The 14509-nt window shown below is 57.8% G+C and carries 20 protein-coding genes; 10 read left to right on the top strand and 10 right to left on the bottom strand.

Annotation, left to right across the window (positions count from 1 at the left end; all coding sequences use genetic code 11):
- Positions 1-141: 141 nt before the first annotated feature.
- The 6 genes from D4A92_RS24395 to D4A92_RS24370 all read left to right on the top strand — a co-directional run bounded on the left by D4A92_RS24395 (position 142) and on the right by D4A92_RS24370 (position 3410).
- Positions 142-750: a hypothetical protein gene (locus D4A92_RS24395; protein WP_115672744.1), complete on the top strand. Its 609-nt coding sequence runs from the start codon at positions 142-144 to the stop codon at positions 748-750.
- A complete protein-coding gene (locus D4A92_RS24390) occupies positions 747-1283 on the top strand; it encodes a thermonuclease family protein (RefSeq protein ID WP_203021024.1) in 537 nt (178 codons plus the stop codon). Before D4A92_RS24395 ends, D4A92_RS24390 begins: the two co-directional genes overlap by 4 nt.
- Positions 1280-1984, top strand: a complete 705-nt coding sequence (locus D4A92_RS24385; protein ID WP_203021021.1) for a thermonuclease family protein — start codon at positions 1280-1282, stop codon at positions 1982-1984. The genes D4A92_RS24390 and D4A92_RS24385 overlap by 4 nt, the downstream gene beginning before the upstream one ends.
- Positions 1985-2038: 54 nt before the next feature.
- Positions 2039-2389, top strand: coding sequence for a hypothetical protein (locus D4A92_RS24380; RefSeq protein WP_246754172.1), 351 nt, complete (start codon positions 2039-2041; stop codon positions 2387-2389).
- Between the two features lie 178 nt (positions 2390-2567).
- Complete coding sequence (locus tag D4A92_RS24375) at positions 2568-2978, top strand: hypothetical protein (RefSeq protein WP_348649902.1); 411 nt, start codon at positions 2568-2570, stop codon at positions 2976-2978.
- Positions 2979-2987: 9 nt separating this feature from the next.
- Positions 2988-3410, top strand: a complete 423-nt coding sequence (locus tag D4A92_RS24370) for a hypothetical protein (RefSeq protein WP_203021015.1) — start codon at positions 2988-2990, stop codon at positions 3408-3410.
- A 26-nt stretch (positions 3411-3436) separates the two neighbouring features.
- Here the strand turns inward: D4A92_RS24370 and D4A92_RS24365 are convergent, their stop codons facing one another.
- From D4A92_RS24365 to D4A92_RS24345, 5 genes are all read right to left on the bottom strand, one after another.
- A complete protein-coding gene (locus tag D4A92_RS24365) occupies positions 3437-3718 on the bottom strand; it encodes a hypothetical protein (RefSeq protein WP_203021013.1) in 282 nt (93 codons plus the stop codon).
- 359 nt (positions 3719-4077) lie between these two features.
- The gene (locus D4A92_RS24360; protein ID WP_203021011.1) at positions 4078-4794 is read right to left on the bottom strand and encodes a sulfite exporter TauE/SafE family protein; all 717 of its coding nucleotides are present in this window, start codon (positions 4792-4794) and stop codon (positions 4078-4080) included.
- 2 nt (positions 4795-4796) lie between these two features.
- Positions 4797-5237 carry a YqaA family protein gene (locus D4A92_RS24355; RefSeq protein ID WP_246754171.1) on the bottom strand — a complete coding sequence of 147 codons (441 nt, stop codon included), beginning with the start codon at positions 5235-5237 and terminating at the stop codon, positions 4797-4799.
- A complete protein-coding gene (locus tag D4A92_RS24350) occupies positions 5227-6546 on the bottom strand; it encodes an MFS transporter (protein WP_203021009.1) in 1320 nt (439 codons plus the stop codon). Before D4A92_RS24350 ends, D4A92_RS24355 begins: the two co-directional genes overlap by 11 nt.
- Before the next feature lie 10 nt (positions 6547-6556).
- Positions 6557-6832, bottom strand: coding sequence for a metal-sensing transcriptional repressor (locus D4A92_RS24345; protein ID WP_203021007.1), 276 nt, complete (start codon positions 6830-6832; stop codon positions 6557-6559).
- A 127-nt stretch (positions 6833-6959) separates the two neighbouring features.
- On the opposite strand from D4A92_RS24345, the gene D4A92_RS24340 reads away from it, so the two are divergent.
- Genes D4A92_RS24340 through D4A92_RS24330 form a run of 3 tightly spaced genes read left to right on the top strand, consistent with a single transcriptional unit; the run spans position 6960 to position 8748 of the window.
- Complete coding sequence (locus D4A92_RS24340) at positions 6960-7298, top strand: hypothetical protein (protein ID WP_246754170.1); 339 nt, start codon at positions 6960-6962, stop codon at positions 7296-7298.
- Positions 7299-7346: 48 nt separating this feature from the next.
- Positions 7347-8078, top strand: a complete 732-nt coding sequence (locus D4A92_RS24335) for a HupE/UreJ family protein (protein ID WP_235818330.1) — start codon at positions 7347-7349, stop codon at positions 8076-8078.
- 19 nt (positions 8079-8097) lie between these two features.
- Positions 8098-8748, top strand: a complete 651-nt coding sequence (locus D4A92_RS24330; RefSeq protein ID WP_203021005.1) for a transmembrane anchor protein — start codon at positions 8098-8100, stop codon at positions 8746-8748.
- 62 nt (positions 8749-8810) lie between these two features.
- Here D4A92_RS24330 and chrA read toward each other — a convergent pair whose 3' ends face one another.
- The 3 genes from chrA to D4A92_RS24315 all read right to left on the bottom strand — a co-directional run bounded on the left by chrA (position 8811) and on the right by D4A92_RS24315 (position 11877).
- Positions 8811-10214: a chromate efflux transporter gene (chrA, locus tag D4A92_RS24325; protein WP_203021002.1), complete on the bottom strand. Its 1404-nt coding sequence runs from the start codon at positions 10212-10214 to the stop codon at positions 8811-8813.
- A gap of 1 nt (position 10215) precedes the next feature.
- On the bottom strand, positions 10216-11034 hold the full coding sequence (locus tag D4A92_RS24320; protein WP_203021000.1) for a chromate resistance protein ChrB domain-containing protein: 819 nt from the start codon (positions 11032-11034) through the stop codon (positions 10216-10218).
- A gap of 288 nt (positions 11035-11322) precedes the next feature.
- A complete protein-coding gene (locus D4A92_RS24315) occupies positions 11323-11877 on the bottom strand; it encodes a recombinase family protein (RefSeq protein WP_203020998.1) in 555 nt (184 codons plus the stop codon).
- 310 nt (positions 11878-12187) lie between these two features.
- On the opposite strand from D4A92_RS24315, the gene D4A92_RS24310 reads away from it, so the two are divergent.
- A complete protein-coding gene (locus tag D4A92_RS24310) occupies positions 12188-12418 on the top strand; it encodes a hypothetical protein (RefSeq protein WP_203020996.1) in 231 nt (76 codons plus the stop codon).
- Positions 12419-12904: 486 nt separating this feature from the next.
- Here D4A92_RS24310 and D4A92_RS24305 read toward each other — a convergent pair whose 3' ends face one another.
- Entirely contained in the window at positions 12905-13108 is a 204-nt protein-coding gene (locus tag D4A92_RS24305; RefSeq protein ID WP_203020994.1) for a cold-shock protein, read from the bottom strand.
- Positions 13109-13989: 881 nt separating this feature from the next.
- Positions 13990-14313: a hypothetical protein gene (locus D4A92_RS24300; protein ID WP_203020992.1), complete on the bottom strand. Its 324-nt coding sequence runs from the start codon at positions 14311-14313 to the stop codon at positions 13990-13992.
- Positions 14314-14509 lie beyond the last annotated feature (196 nt).

Here is a 14509-nt window from a genome sequence, read left to right as displayed (position 1 = left end):
GGTGTTGTGATCGCCACGAAAACCGACTAGAGTCAATGCACACATGATACCGAACTGATGCACTCTTACAAGTTTTCTGATCGGTGTTAAACCCTATTTTGCAGGGTCAACAATCGCACTACGGATGGTTAGGGCTAGAATATGAAACAGGCCATCATTCCTGCGCTTCTAAGTTGCGCATTGGCAACACAAGCGCTTGCCGCTCCTGCGGTGAACAAGGACTACATCAGGTCACTGGCGGCGCCGGGCAAGACGGTTCTTGTCGTCGAGTATTACGACGGGACCGGCAAAGTCGCTGATCGCAAAGGTTACGCAACTGCCAATGGCTTCAAGGCTATCTCGGCGACTGAGTTTCGCGTCGATGAATCGACAACGTTGCATCTATATGGCGTTCAGCCCTGCAACGGCGATTTGGTCAATCGCGCGGAGGACTATTCCGGGACTTGCGAGGAGTTTGGTACGCAGCAGCTGCAAACGATGCTGCAGAGCCCCAAGGTTCTGTTCTGCAGGGCCTTCATCAGCGAGCAGACTGCCCCCGTTCAAGATGTCACTTGCTACGGCTACTATAACTATCCTGGAGCAATGGACACGGTTGATAATCTTGAGGAGCAGCTTCTGTCGTTGGGAGCGGTTCGCCTGACTAAGAAAGCCGATGGTTCATTCGAACGTCCTGATCTCACGGAGGCTCAGGAAATCGGCCAGAAGGGTTCCTACGGCATGTGGGCAGATCCTCGGGTGAAGGCGCAATGAAGCTTGCTGCTGCACTCGTCGCGACTCTACTGCCCTTTGCAGCCAATGCCGCACCTGAAGGGTACTTCGATCTTGCTCCCGGCATTACCCTGGAAACGGGGGACACCTGGATCTCGAACGGAGAACGGTTTCGTCTCTATGGCATCCAGTCCTGCTTGCGCGGCACTGCCTACACGGATGGTCAGGGCAATAGACAAGATTGCGGCGAGGCATCGCTTGCGATGTTGGCTGCCTACATCAAGGACACCAAACCGATCTGTGCCCCCGTGGCGACGCTTAACGGCATCTCATATGTCGTTTGTTACGCCACGGTTGGCAGTCAAAGGCTCGACCTCGCGCAGATCATGGTGACAAGCGGCTATGCATTCGCCGCCTTGAAGACCGATGGTCTCCCTTATCATGCCCCCTACGCCATAGCCGAGCAGCTTGCTCAGCAAAAAAAGGCCGGCCTTTGGCAATTCTCCGACGTTCAGCATCCTTCCATCCTGCTTAGTCGTGAGGCGAACCAGCGATCGAGGAGCGCCCAGCCATGAGAAACCGCCTTATCCTTGCTATCGCCGCAAGCTCTTTGGCCTTGCCGGCGTTTGCCGCCGATCCGATCTATCAAAACTGGCACGCCCTACGCGGTCAGGCTGCGCCTCCCGTTGCTGCTGCTGTTCGGTTGCCGACGTTCAAAGGCCCGGTAACCGTTCTCGACGGCCGCACGCTATGGTTCGGCACGCTTGGCAATGGCTATAAAGTAAGGTTGGCTGGCATCGACACCTGTGAGCTTCCTCAATGGGCTTTGAACCCAAAGTGGACCAACCGGGACAAGCAACAGGCTCCAACCCCCGTTCCATGCGGTCCCTTCGCCAAGGCCTGGCTGAAAAGGACTGTCGGAAACAGACCCACGACTTGCGTCGGTCTGGCCTACGCGAACGATGGGATACCCGTCGCACAATGCACGACTAACGGTGTGGATCTCGCCGCCGAAATGCTGCGCGTTGGTTGGGCTCGTCTCGATTCCCCTTACATCAACGCCCAGTATTACGCTTATCAGACCAACGCGATGGCCGCCCGGTATGGGATGTGGGGAACCTACGTGTTGGACATGAACGAATGGCGCCGGAAAGCCGTCGACAAGACGCTAGATCGGCATCCGATCGCCGACTTCAATCTATTGGCCGAGAGGAAAAGCGAGATCTCTCCTCCTTTTGCTGATGCGCGAAACAAGCCGAAGAGGACAGACCGATAGTTGCCAGACCTCGCACATATTGCGACCTCTCTCGCAACGGATCCCTTGGCTGGCTTGCTGCTTGCCATCTCCCTCTCGATCGCCCTCATAACCCCGGCGCAGAGACTCTGGTGGATCCACGCGCTACTAGCGGCCTTCCTTCTCATCCTGTCCCTGGCTTTCCACGACAAGCGTCACTTGTCGTTCGACAGCTACCTGGTCGGGCTCTTCGCCTTCGCCGCGGTTTCTCGGGATATTCCCAATCAGCCACTGCTCTATCGCATCGGCATTTCCTGGTTTGCGTGCTTCGCGCTGATCTCGGCCGTCATCTACGCCGCAGGCGAACGCATCCAACACAGGACTCCGCTCGAAAGACCTTTTTCCGAGCCGGCAATTTCAGCAGCATTGATCAAGAGGGACACCTGATATGAAACCAGTGTTTTTTGCCGTAGTCGGGCTCGCGGCTCTTGCCATCTCTCCAGCATCTGCCAAGGCTGAGGATGCCTCATGGGGTTGCCAGATTCTCTTGTGCGCAGCCTCACAAAGCCCCTCCTGGCATGGAGTCCCCTACTGCGTTCCCCCGATGAAAAGGCTCATATCGGCTATGGCGAAGCCCGGCTTCTCCTGGCCGATCTGCCATGAAGCAAAAGCTGGAAAGCCGGGCTATGAACCTTACGAGGAATGCCCTGCCGGCATGACCGCCGTTTCCTCCCGCACCGATGGGGATCGGTCGTTCTTGGGCCGAGACGACAAGGATCAGTGCACGAAAACCGTCAACCAGTGCAGCAACCGTGCCGCCTTCCGTACCCAATTTGGTGACGCCCGAGAAAACGAGCGCAAAGGTGTCACGATCCGGCAGATCAACCAGAACAACGAAAATGATGTTTTCAACCGAGACAATGGCTGCATGGTGCAGATCACTCAGCCCCGCCCTCGCCGCGCGGATCCTTATTATTTCGACATTCCGAACGATAAGGGCGTCAAGCAGCGCGCTTGGTTCAACTTGAATGACTGAGTGGATGACATGAACAGCAACATTCTCGTCGTAGCAGCAGCCGGTATCGGCATTCTCGCCGGTGCAGGAGGTACTTATCTCATCATGCCGGAGCCAGAGCCGGTTGTTCGGGCCCCTACTGATGCGGAGATCGCGGCCCTTATTGCAGCCAATCCCTCCCTAATTCCCGAACCTCCGGCTCCTGTGCTTGAGATACCGACAGAAGAGGAAGCTCTAGCCGCATACCGCAAGGCTTATGCCCGCAATCCTCTGAGGACTGGCCGCGGTGAAGCCGATGTAACCCTGACCTTGGGAGAGTGTGACGAGAACGCCAGCGGTCCAGGCGTAGCATGCGTTGCGGCCATCAAGAGGAATCCGAACGCAGCTCCTCTCGATCGCGTTATTGGATTTGCCAAGTCTGCCTCCGGCGAATGGGTTGCCACCAACTACTGATTTCAGGGCCAGATGCCTGTTGCTCATCAGTGCCCCGGCAGTGAGATGGAGCCTGACAGAAGAAGCTCCATTTCCTCAGGGTTTAGGCTTCCCTTGGAGGCAATTAGATACCCTGCTACGTAAAGCAGCTTCTGATCTCTCTTAACCTGATCTGACGGCGCGTGCCTGATGATTTCCATACGTGCCCTCGCTTCTTGATCCATGTCAGCGCCACCCTCGCCGTTGACGGCCGCCAGGTACACGGCCCGGTGACGTTCGACCTTCACGGACAAAGGCTCGTCGGGTTGCAGCTCAAGCTTTTCTGACATCTTTCCCTCTCCACAAGCGCAAGCGATCACTCCTTGACCTCCCGAAATCGAAGGGAGGGCAGGAGCCCCGCTCCTGCTCCCGAGCTCGTGCGGAACAGCTGGAGAGAGGGGGACAAGCGCTAAACCGGAGGGGGATCACCCACCCGGAGGGCCGAGACGGATTTCATGGAAATGCGGCCGGTGCTGCAGGCCACACAGGCCGAAGCATGGGGAGACCGGTTTAGTGCTTGTGGGGGAGAGAGGGCAGAGCGCCTTTCTCCCCTCTTAGTGCGTTGAATCAATGTAGACGTTCTTGGTAGCAAAGCCGGAAAGTCGCTCGCCATCCGAGTTATAGAGGCTGCCTTTTCTGCGAATGCCGCCTAACTGAGGGTCATTGTTGCAACTGCGACCATGCCGAGGCCGACGGTGATCTCCAGTCCACGAGACAGCTTGAGCCTCTGTTCATTGCGGCTGAACAGCCGGTCGAAGACCTTCCTGAAGGAAACAGCCAGCAGCGCGACGCTAGATAGTGTCAGGGCAACGCCGCCCAACATGAGGACTGCAAACAGCAGTCCTGCAGCGGGCACCCCGCGCGCAGTTGCATAGGTCATGACAAACAGTGTCAGCGGACAAGGGATAAGACCGGCCACGAAGCCAAAGCCTGCGCCCTGGCGGCGCGCATGGTTGTGACTGCTGGCGCGTAGACCCCTCCAGATCATCCAGAGACCGATCAGACCGATGGCACCACGGCTCAGGTGCTCCAGAACTGGCGACGATCCGGGTCCAGAACCGCCGAACATGTAATCGATCAGCGGCAGGGACAGAAGAACGATCAGGACCGAGATGGTGATATGCGTGGTCGCCAGGACAATGGCGGTGAGCAGCGCGCTCCACGGCCCTCCCTTTGAGCCCACAACATAGGTCGCCATCAGCAACTTGCTATGGCCCGGCATCAGCGCATGGACAGCACCCAGCAGGAGACCCATCGGCAGGAAGGCAAGGAACGCGACTGAGCCGCCGCCATTTGCGAAGGTGCTTATGTGCTCGCCGAATGCGAGATAGGTCACTTTCTGATACTCTAAAAGCCAGGTCAGCATGCTCAGGCCACCGTGACCGTCGCCCAGGCCAGCACCAGATAACGGCCGACCTTGGCGATGGTGACAAGCGTGAGGAATATCAGGAACGGAACCCGCAACACACCCGCGATGACGGTGATCGGATCGCCGATGATCGGGACCCAGCTTGCCAGCAGCGACCATTTTCCATAGCGGCGGTACCAGCCTTCGGCCTTGTCGAGCTTTTCCGGCGACACTGGGAACCATCGACGGTCGCGGTAGTGCTCGATCCCCCGTCCGAGCATCCAGTTGACCACGGAGCCGAACACATTGCCCAAGCTTGCGACACCGATCAGGGCGGCAAGCGGATAGCGATCGGCGAGGATCATCAGCGCAAGCACCGCCTCTGACTGTGCCGGCAGGATGGTTGCGGCGAGAAATGCAGCGCTGAACAGGCCGAAATAGGCCGCGAGGTCAGTGCTCACGCGGCCATTCCGGATGCAGGCGATCGATCATGAAGGCGTGGCTGTGTCGATTACCATGGCGGTGATGCCCCTCTATCAGATGCGGATCGTTCTCCGCCAGATCGTCATGGCTGTGCTCGACTTCCACTTCGTCAGAGGCCCGCCAGAGCCAGAATGCACATATAAGGCCAAGCCCGGCGATAATGGCAAGAATGATTGCCGTCAAAGGCAAGCCTATGGTCGCGCCGAGCCATCCTGACAGTGGATAGGTCAGCAACCAGGCGGCATGCGACAAAGCGAAATGGGCGGCGAACAAGGCCGGGCGATCCTCAGCATGAGCAGACCGGCGCAGCAACCTGCCTGAAGGTGTCTGTACGATCGAGTAGCCCAGCCCCATCACCAGCCAGATCGCCAGAAGCACGGTGTAGTTACTGACGAAGGCGGTCAGAACCAGTCCGGCAATGAGGATCGCCGCTCCGGACAGCATCACTGGCCTGTCGGCGACCCGATCCAGAAGATTGGGCAAGGACAGGGCGGCGAGCATCGAGCCGCATCCGAAAGCGGCAAGCGCAAGAGCCGTATCGGTCTGGGTAAGACCCAGCCCCGCTTGGACGAAGACGACGGTGTTGACGATGACCATGGCGCCCGCAGCCGAAACGGTGAGGCAAAGGGCAAGCAGACCGCGCAATCGGGGTGTCGCGAGGTATAGCCGAAGGCCACGGGTCGTGCGCGCGTAGATGCTTCTGCGCTCCTTGGCTGGATGGTTTGGCAGTGCCACGGATACGACCAGTGCCGCAGAGGCCAGAAATCCCACGACGGTGCCGGCAAAGAGCGAATGGAAGGAAATGACCGTCAGCAGGGCTGCCGCCAGCATCGGGCTGACAAGGCTCTCAAGATCGTAGGCGAGCCGCGAAAGTGATAGGGCGCGGGTATAGTCCTTCTCATCCGGCAAAACGTCGGGGATGGTTGCCTGGAATGCCGGGGTAAAGGCGGCGGAGGCCGACTGGAGCACGAAGATCAGCACATAGACCTGCCAAATCTCAGTGACGAAGGGCAGACACAGCGCCACGGCAGCCCGCACCAGATCGAGGCTAACGAGCATGGCACGGCGCGGCAGGACTTCCGCGAATGCGCCGGCGATCGGTGCCACCGTGACATAGGCGATCATCTTGATGGCGAGTGCCGTACCGAGCACAGCACCCGCCCTGTCTCCGGCGAGGTCAAAAGCCAACAATCCGAGCGCCACGGTCGCGAGACCTGTCCCAACCAACGCGATCACCTGCGCCAGGAACAGATGCCGATAGGTTCGATTGGCCAGAACGTCCAGCATGGCGGCTCCCTCAGAGATATTTGGTGATCGCCTTGAACTCATCGATAGACTTGCGCTGCTGGAGATCCAGCGCGCCAACGGTCTCGTCAAGGCAGTGGTCGAGATGATCCTGGATCAGCGTCCGTTTGGCGTTTTCCACCGCCTTCTCCACCGCGTGAAGCTGTTGGGCGATGTCGAGGCATGGCTTGCCTGCCTCAATCATGGCGATCACACTTTTCAGGTGGCCTTCGGCACGCTTGAGGCGCTTGACGATGTCGGGATGGGATTCGTGTCGATGCTCTGTCATGATGAAATTTCCTATCCCCCTGGAGGGGATATTTCAATGTGGATTCTTGTTTTCGTAATCAATGGCGGTTATCTCCTTGAGTATGCTGCTTCGAAAGGGACGAAGATTCGGAACTGGGTTCACGGCCGTGCTGGCCTGCATCGCCATGCTTGTCTTTGCCTTTGTGCCAGCGGGAACCCACGCACTCAGCCTGCATTCGCCTGCCTTTGCCGTCACAAATGACGGGCATTCCCACGATCACGGCGATCATTCGCACGATGATGATCTGGAATTTGCGATCGACGGATCGAACGCTCCCGATCATCACCACGCCGACCATACCCACGAAAAGGCAGGACTGGTCACTGTCGCAGGCGACGTTCTGCGCAACATCTTCCAGACGAGCTATGCCCTCATTGAGGACAAGTTCGACGGCGGTCCCCCGTACGGCATAGACCGGCCTCCGCGTTCCGTGAACCACGTCTGATCCACGCCGCATTCTGCGGTAGGTTCACCTCGTTTACGGATATCATTCATGAATACACCTCTTCCCGGAGGCGTGTGGCACGGGCATTTCACCCGGCACATTGCCACCACACTGGCGCTTGCCGCCCTGTCGCTGCTGTTGCTTGTAAGCACGGCCGCAGCCCATGCCGTTGCTGAAGGCGACAAGGGCTATATCCAGGAGATCACCGGGGTCCACCTGATCCCCTTCGTCTATCTGGGAGCAAAACACATGGTCACCGGTTATGACCATCTGCTGTTCCTGTTCGGCGTGATCTTCTTCCTCTATAGGCTGAAGCACATTGCCATCTATGTCAGCCTGTTTGCCGTCGGTCATTCGACGACGATGCTGCTCGGCGTCTATTTCGGCTGGAATGTCAGCGCCTATCTGATCGATGCCATCATCGGGCTTTCGGTCGTCTACAAGGCGCTGGACAATCTCGGCGCCTTCCAGCGATGGCTGGGTTTCCAGCCGAACACCAAGATCGCCACGCTGATCTTTGGCTTTTTCCACGGCCTCGGTCTCGCGACCAAGATCCTGGAATATGAGATTGCGGCCGATGGCCTCATTCCCAACCTGCTCGCCTTCAATGTCGGCGTCGAGATCGGCCAGCTCATCGCGCTCGCGATCATCCTGATTGCCATGAGCTACTGGCGCAAGACCTCCGGTTTCCTGCGCCATGCCTACACCGCCAATGTGCTGATGATGACCGCCGGCTGGCTGCTGTTTGGCATGCAGATGACCGGCTACTTCGTTTCCTGATTCAACAAGGATAAATCAAATGTTCAATTCCCAAGCTCCCAATCCCGACGACCTGCCGTCCTCGAAGCAGCTCGTCAAATCGACCGTGCTCTCCGTCGTTGCGGCCGCAGCTCTCCTCGTCACCGTCGTGATGCCGTCCGAATACGGGATCGATCCGACCGGTGTCGGCTCTGTCATGGGCCTCACCGAAATGGGTGAGATCAAGACGCAACTCGCCGAAGAGGCGGAACTCGATCGGCAGAACAGTGTCACCACTCCGACACCCATGCAGACCACCCCGCAGCAAGGATCAAACATCCTTGACCGGATCATCCGCGAGTTCGGTGTATCGGCAGCCTATGCCCAAGATGCCATGCGGACAGACGAGATGTCGGTGACACTCCAGCCCGGAGAGGCAACCGAGATCAAGCTGACCATGGTGAAGGGCGCAAAGGCCTCATATGAGTGGACGACTGAAGGCGGCGGCGTGAACTACGACATGCATGCCGATGGAAACAGTGGCGAAACCACGAGCTACAAGAAAGGTCGCGCCGAGCCCACGGACTCCGGCGAGATGGAGGCGGCCTTCGACGGGAAGCACGGATGGTTCTGGCGCAACCGGACCGGTGGTGCCGTGACGATCACCCTGAAGACCAATGGCGCCTATTCCGACATCAAGCGCGTGATGTAACTGCAAAGGCCGGCGGATCTCTCCGCCGGCCTTTCACGTTCTTGCTGTGCCAAACGGATCTGTTAGCGCATGCCAGCCAGTGTCCATGCCATGCCAAGCACGGCAGAGCCGAGAAGCACCGTCATCACCGACATTTTCAGCCGGAAGATCGCAAAGACCGCGAGCAGGGTCAACGTGAACGAGGCCCAGTCGATCGAAGACAGGACAGGCAGTTCGATCGATAGCGGCCCGGCCCGAACGACACTCACTTCAGAGAAAAGTACGTGCAGCCCGAACCAGATGGCAAGGTTCAGGATCACGCCGACCACCGCCGCAGTGATCGCCGCCATGCCGCCGGATATGGCGGCATTTCCCCGCAGCCTTTCGATGAAGGGCGCGCCGAGGAAGATCCAGAGGAAGCAGGGTACGAAGGTCACCCAGGTGGCGAGGACGGCGCCAATGGTCGCTGCCTGAAGAGGTCCAAGGCCGCCGGCATCACGGTAAGCACCCATGAAACCGACGAATTGCAGCACCATGATCAGTGGTCCCGGTGTCGTTTCGGCCATGCCGAGACCGTCGAGCATTTCGCCGGGACGCAGCCATTGATAGTTTTGTACGGCCTCCTGCGCGACATAGGCCAGTACGGCATAGGCGCCTCCGAAGGTGACAACGGCCATCTTGCTGAAGAAGACGCCGATCTGGGTGAACACGTTGTCCGGGCCGAGGGTGACGTAGAGCAGCGCTACAGGCGCAAGCCACAGAAGCAGAAGGACGACGGATACCCGAAGGGACCATCGCAGATTGGGTCTCGCATGCGCTGGCATGCCTTCACCGAGAGCAGAGTCTGCATCCGACAGAATTTTGCCACCCGCAGACTTGTGACCACCGGAGGCCTTAAACAGCGGCGAACCGGCTCTCGTTCCGACATAGCCGACAACGCCCGCCATCAGGATGATCAGGGGAAAGGGTACCCGGAAGGCAAAGATGGCGATGAAGGCAGCCGCTGCGATCACGACCATCGCCGGACCTTTCAACGCCCTGCTGCCGATGCGAATGACGGCCTGGAGAACGATGGCCAGCACCGCGGCCTTCAATCCGAAGAACAGCCCTGCGACCACGGACACCTCGCCGTAGAGGACGTAGATATAGCTGAGCGCAAGGATCGACAGGAAGCCGGGCAGGATGAAGAGGATTCCGGCCATGAGGCCGCCAGCGGTGCGATGCAGCAGCCAGCCAAGATAGACCGCGAGCTGCTGTGCTTCGGGGCCGGGAAGCAGCATGCAGTAATTGAGCGCATGCAGGAAACGGCCTTCGCCGACCCATTTCTTCTCATCAACGACGATCCGGTGCATCACCGCAATCTGTCCGGCTGGACCACCGAAGCTGAGCGCCGCCACCCGCAGCCAGACCTTGAAGGCCTCCATAAAGGAAATTCCATGCTCTGCCGACCCGCGTTGCGGCTCTGTCGATACCACGGTGTCGGACATCTCAGTCACCCTTCTTTCCAGCGGGCCAGTCATGGGTTTCGCCAGTCGCATCACGGCACCAGCGGTAAAACGCGTCGTAGAGCGTCATTCCGGCCTCAAGCTGTTGAAGGTCGTCGTTGAACATGCGCGACAGCCCGAGTGATGCGGCGAGCAGGCCCGCCACCTCGGGTGCGAGATCCGGCCGGGCCGTATCGGCGCCGCGGACGATCGTCGCCAGGCGCAGGAGAGGTGGCGTCGAAAGACCGAATTCCTCGATCATCACATCGAAGGTGCATAGCTCGTCCCGGTGGCTCCAGAAGACATCGTCGACATCGAATGGCGTTGCGCGGAAGCGATCGGCCACGGCGGATACTTCGCCTGGCGCGACGAACAGGAAGACCGCACCCGGATCGATGAAGCGCCGGATCAGCCACGGGCAGGCAATGCGGTCGATCTTCGGTCGCGATCGTGTCACCCAGACGGTTCGCCCTTGCGCGTCGCGTTCGGGCAACTGACTGGCGGGGACCAGAGGGAGGCCTGCGGATACCCATGCCTCGATGCCGTTCTCGAGGACTTCGGCGGACGCGCCCTGCGTTCGCAGATAGGCCGCCACGCCATGGCTGAGCTTCTTGCCTTTCTGGCAGATGGTCACGACCGGCTGCGTCGTGAACTGCCCTGCCCAGACAGCGACCTGATCGTAAGGGCGGCGCAGCGAGCCGGGGATCAGTCGCGGATCTGCCTGGAAGTCTTCGTCAGTGCGCACGTCGATGAGCACCGGGGCGCTGGGCGTGCCGATAAGGCGGTTCAGTTTATCGGGAGAAATTTCGAGAAATGACGGCATGGCGCGTCCTCCGTTAGCCGGGTTGATGGACGCGATTCTCTAGCATGACGCCTCGTGGGGTGATCGCGACCCCATGCGGCATCATTTACAGCAGATGTCTCGGCTGTCAAATCTCAGACATCCATATCCAAATTGCCGAGCAATGATTTCCATGCCCACGAGTAGACTCTGGCGAGCAAGGGATCAGCGTTTATCTGGTTACTCGGGCAGCGCGCACCAAACACTTGCCCGAACGACCGGTTTAGGTTCTGATAGTGTGGAGTGAATAGGCGAACCTTCATCCGCAAATTAGGAACCCGCGCTCTCTCTAAGAGCACGATAGACGCTCGCTCGACCGATTTTGAGCGCCTTTGCGATCTCTGTTGGCCCAATGCCTTCCGCTCGAAGCCGGCGGATTTCACTGACATCGACATGCGGCTTCCTGCCTTTGTAAACGCCTCTGCTTTTCGCTGCGGCGATGCCTTCCATTTGTCGTTCTCTGCGGAGGTTTGTCTCAAACTCAGCGAACACACCGAGCATATCGAGAAAAGCTTTGCCGGCCGCTGAGCTGGTGTCGATCGGCTGTTCCGTCGCCTTCAGCGTCACCCCTTTTTGCTTGAGCAGCCGTACGATGTCCTGCAGATCCCCAACTGACCTCGCCAGCCGATCGACCCGTGTCACGACCAGGCTGTCGCCGTCCCGCATGAATTCCAGAAGCGTGTTAAGCTCCTTCCGATCCTGTTTGGTCGATCCGGATTTCTTTTCCGCCCGGATGACCGTGCACCCGGCCGCCTTCAGAGCCGCCTCTTGAATCGCCAGATCCTGATCGATGGTGCTGACCCGCGCATACCCGTAAATTGCCATGAAACGTCTCATTAGGTTCTAGACGTTCTTTGGGTATCGTCTCATAACTGCAAAATCAACCCAAATGACACACTGATTTGCGTCTCACGGAGGTTGTCTCAGCAGGTATACCTGTGTGACAGCTTATCCTTGGTCATCCATATAGGCACTGGCACCCTATGCCCGTGGAGAGGATGAGGGAACCAAATGTCTGCTCGGTTGAGATGAAACGGGATAGACGTTGAACTTCCTCGAGAATGTGTTGCGAAGCTGATGGACGTGGTGTCATGTCACTATGTGGTCAGGCATGGCTTTGGGAGAGGACCGGCTCATGGGTGGAACCTATTTCGATGATGAGCAGGAAATCGGCCCGCAAGGGTTGGCAGTATTGGGAAACGTGCTTGCGGACCTGTTTCGGGATCAGGCTGACGTGTCGAACAAGGATCAAGAGCTTGACCTGGCGGCGGAACTGGTGGCCCTCTTCAAGTCGGGCTTTCGGAGTGAGGAAGAGCTGAAAGCAATGGCCGGGCGCAGTAGCTTTCTTCACCAACAGAATTCGTAGGTAACTGCAATACTAAGTTACGGTACGCGAGGCTGTCGGCATGATTGAAGATAAAGGACTTAATTGCCTCTCAGGAGAGAATAATTCCCTCCGATGATTCACGACGTGGCCAAGAAACTGAATTCAGTTCTGACAGCTGAAGATCTGGCACTGCTAGAGAAAGCTTTTGTGCGTATGTGCGAACTGCGCGGAGTGTCTCCTGCGTCGCCGTCGGCCCAGGAGAGCGCCAAGGTTCTGATACATCTATATCAGAGTGGGATTCGAAGCCGGTACCAGCTGGTAGCGATGCTGACGGGGCAAAAGTTTCCGTAGTGACGCTTCTGACTCATTGCTTTGCTGTTTGCGCCGATCTTATTGATTAGACCTGTGATCTGAACATCGCGGTCACGCTGCCGATGACCAAATAGTAAGTTTTGCTAACAAAAATAACGCCCGCGACGACTGATACACGATCGGATCGCCGCGCAGCGTTGTTGATATCACGTCTCAGATCACCGAGACATTTTCGGCTTTGGTTTTACCCGTCTTGCGGTCCTGGCCTACTTCATAGCGAACCTTCTGGCCATCCTTCAACGCCTCGCCGAAGCCAACTGCGGAGATGTGCACGAAGACGTCCTGACCGCCATCATCGGGGGTAATGAAGCCAAAGCCCTTGTCTTGCGCGAAGAATTTTACTGTTCCGGTCGCCATATTTGCCTCGTTGGTCGTGGGAGCCGCGAACGTAGAGGCTCGGTAGAGGAGCTGCAAGCCGGTCCACGAAGTTTTTACGGTTCCGTAGGGAAAGTGTGGCGATGGCAGCGCGTTACGAACTTGGGAGTGTGTAGCTTAGCTGGTTCATCTCGTTGACGGATGTGGCCTTTATTCAACAGGGCCTTCACAGGGCCTGCAGATCGAAAAAGTCCGGGCCGGATGCGATTTTGACGATTGGTTCCCAGCGCTGAGGAATGTTGGTTAAGCTGCTCGGCGTGCTGGTGCATGTGTCGCTTTGCAACGAGACAGATAGCGGCGTGAGCCTCGAGCGCATCTCAGATCGGCGGGCATCTGATGGATGCATAGTATGGTAGAAACGGCCGGAGCATGAGGCATGAGCAACTGGCTGGGCTTGGAAGTGCGCCCGCAGGCACCCACTCATGAAATGGTCGAGTTGGAATGTGGCGGCTATTTGCGGTCCTGGCAGAACACCACATTTGATGCGATGGAGACGAACCCAGCGTACAAGTCATACAGAAACTGCGTAAGAGAACTTTTCGAAGAATCACGAAGACAGACTGCGGAGGTCCAACATTGGTGGGACATGGCCGTGGATGTGGTAACGATAGTAGCGGTTTTGGCTTTTATTTTGATGTTATGGACGTGGCGGAACGGATTACGACGCTGATCCCGCTGTACGTGCCGCTCAAATCGTCTGGCGCATAATCCCAACTACTCGACAGTACCTTGAACGGCTGACGCTCATTGTCCGTCGACTGCTATATCTAGTGAGCATGGTGTGGGGGACGAACGTATTCGCAAGCTCCTGGCCCGACATCGCGGCCATGGCGTAGCGGAGGAACCACCTCATCCGTCTGCACTTAGTTGTCGACAGGCGGCTTGTGATGGCCGATCTCAATGAGAGCGCGTCCTTGTCTTAGCACCTGCTCAAAGACTTCGGTAATGGCCTCCGACGAAACGGGAACATCGGTGAATTGACGTGTCCTCAGGGCGATTGCTTCGCCCAAGCCGCCGATTTCGGCTTCCAGTTTGGCGAAATGCTCCAGCGGCTCTTGCTGCGCCAAGGAGACCTCGCGAAGCAATAGGGCGTTGAGATTGATCAAGGCCAGAACTTGCTTCGAGAGCGTCTCGGTATGATCGATAAGCGCAAGAAGTGCTCTTCCGCTGTCGTTGTGATTGGTCACCCTCAACTCCTTCACATCGCCGTATCTAAGTTCCAGTTGTCGTAACAGGGCGGCGAGAGAACATCACTCGCTGACGGGATTAAATCGATGTCATTCCACCAAAGGCTAAGTGATTTTTGATAGGTGCCAATTCTTAAGATAACGAGAAATTAGGTAATCCTGTTTTTAATGGGTCCGACCCATGCTTCCGTTCTCA

Source organism: Rhizobium rosettiformans, from assembly GCF_016806065.1.
Classification (GTDB): domain Bacteria; phylum Pseudomonadota; class Alphaproteobacteria; order Rhizobiales; family Rhizobiaceae; genus Allorhizobium.
This window is presented reverse-complemented; position numbering and strand designations above follow the sequence as displayed.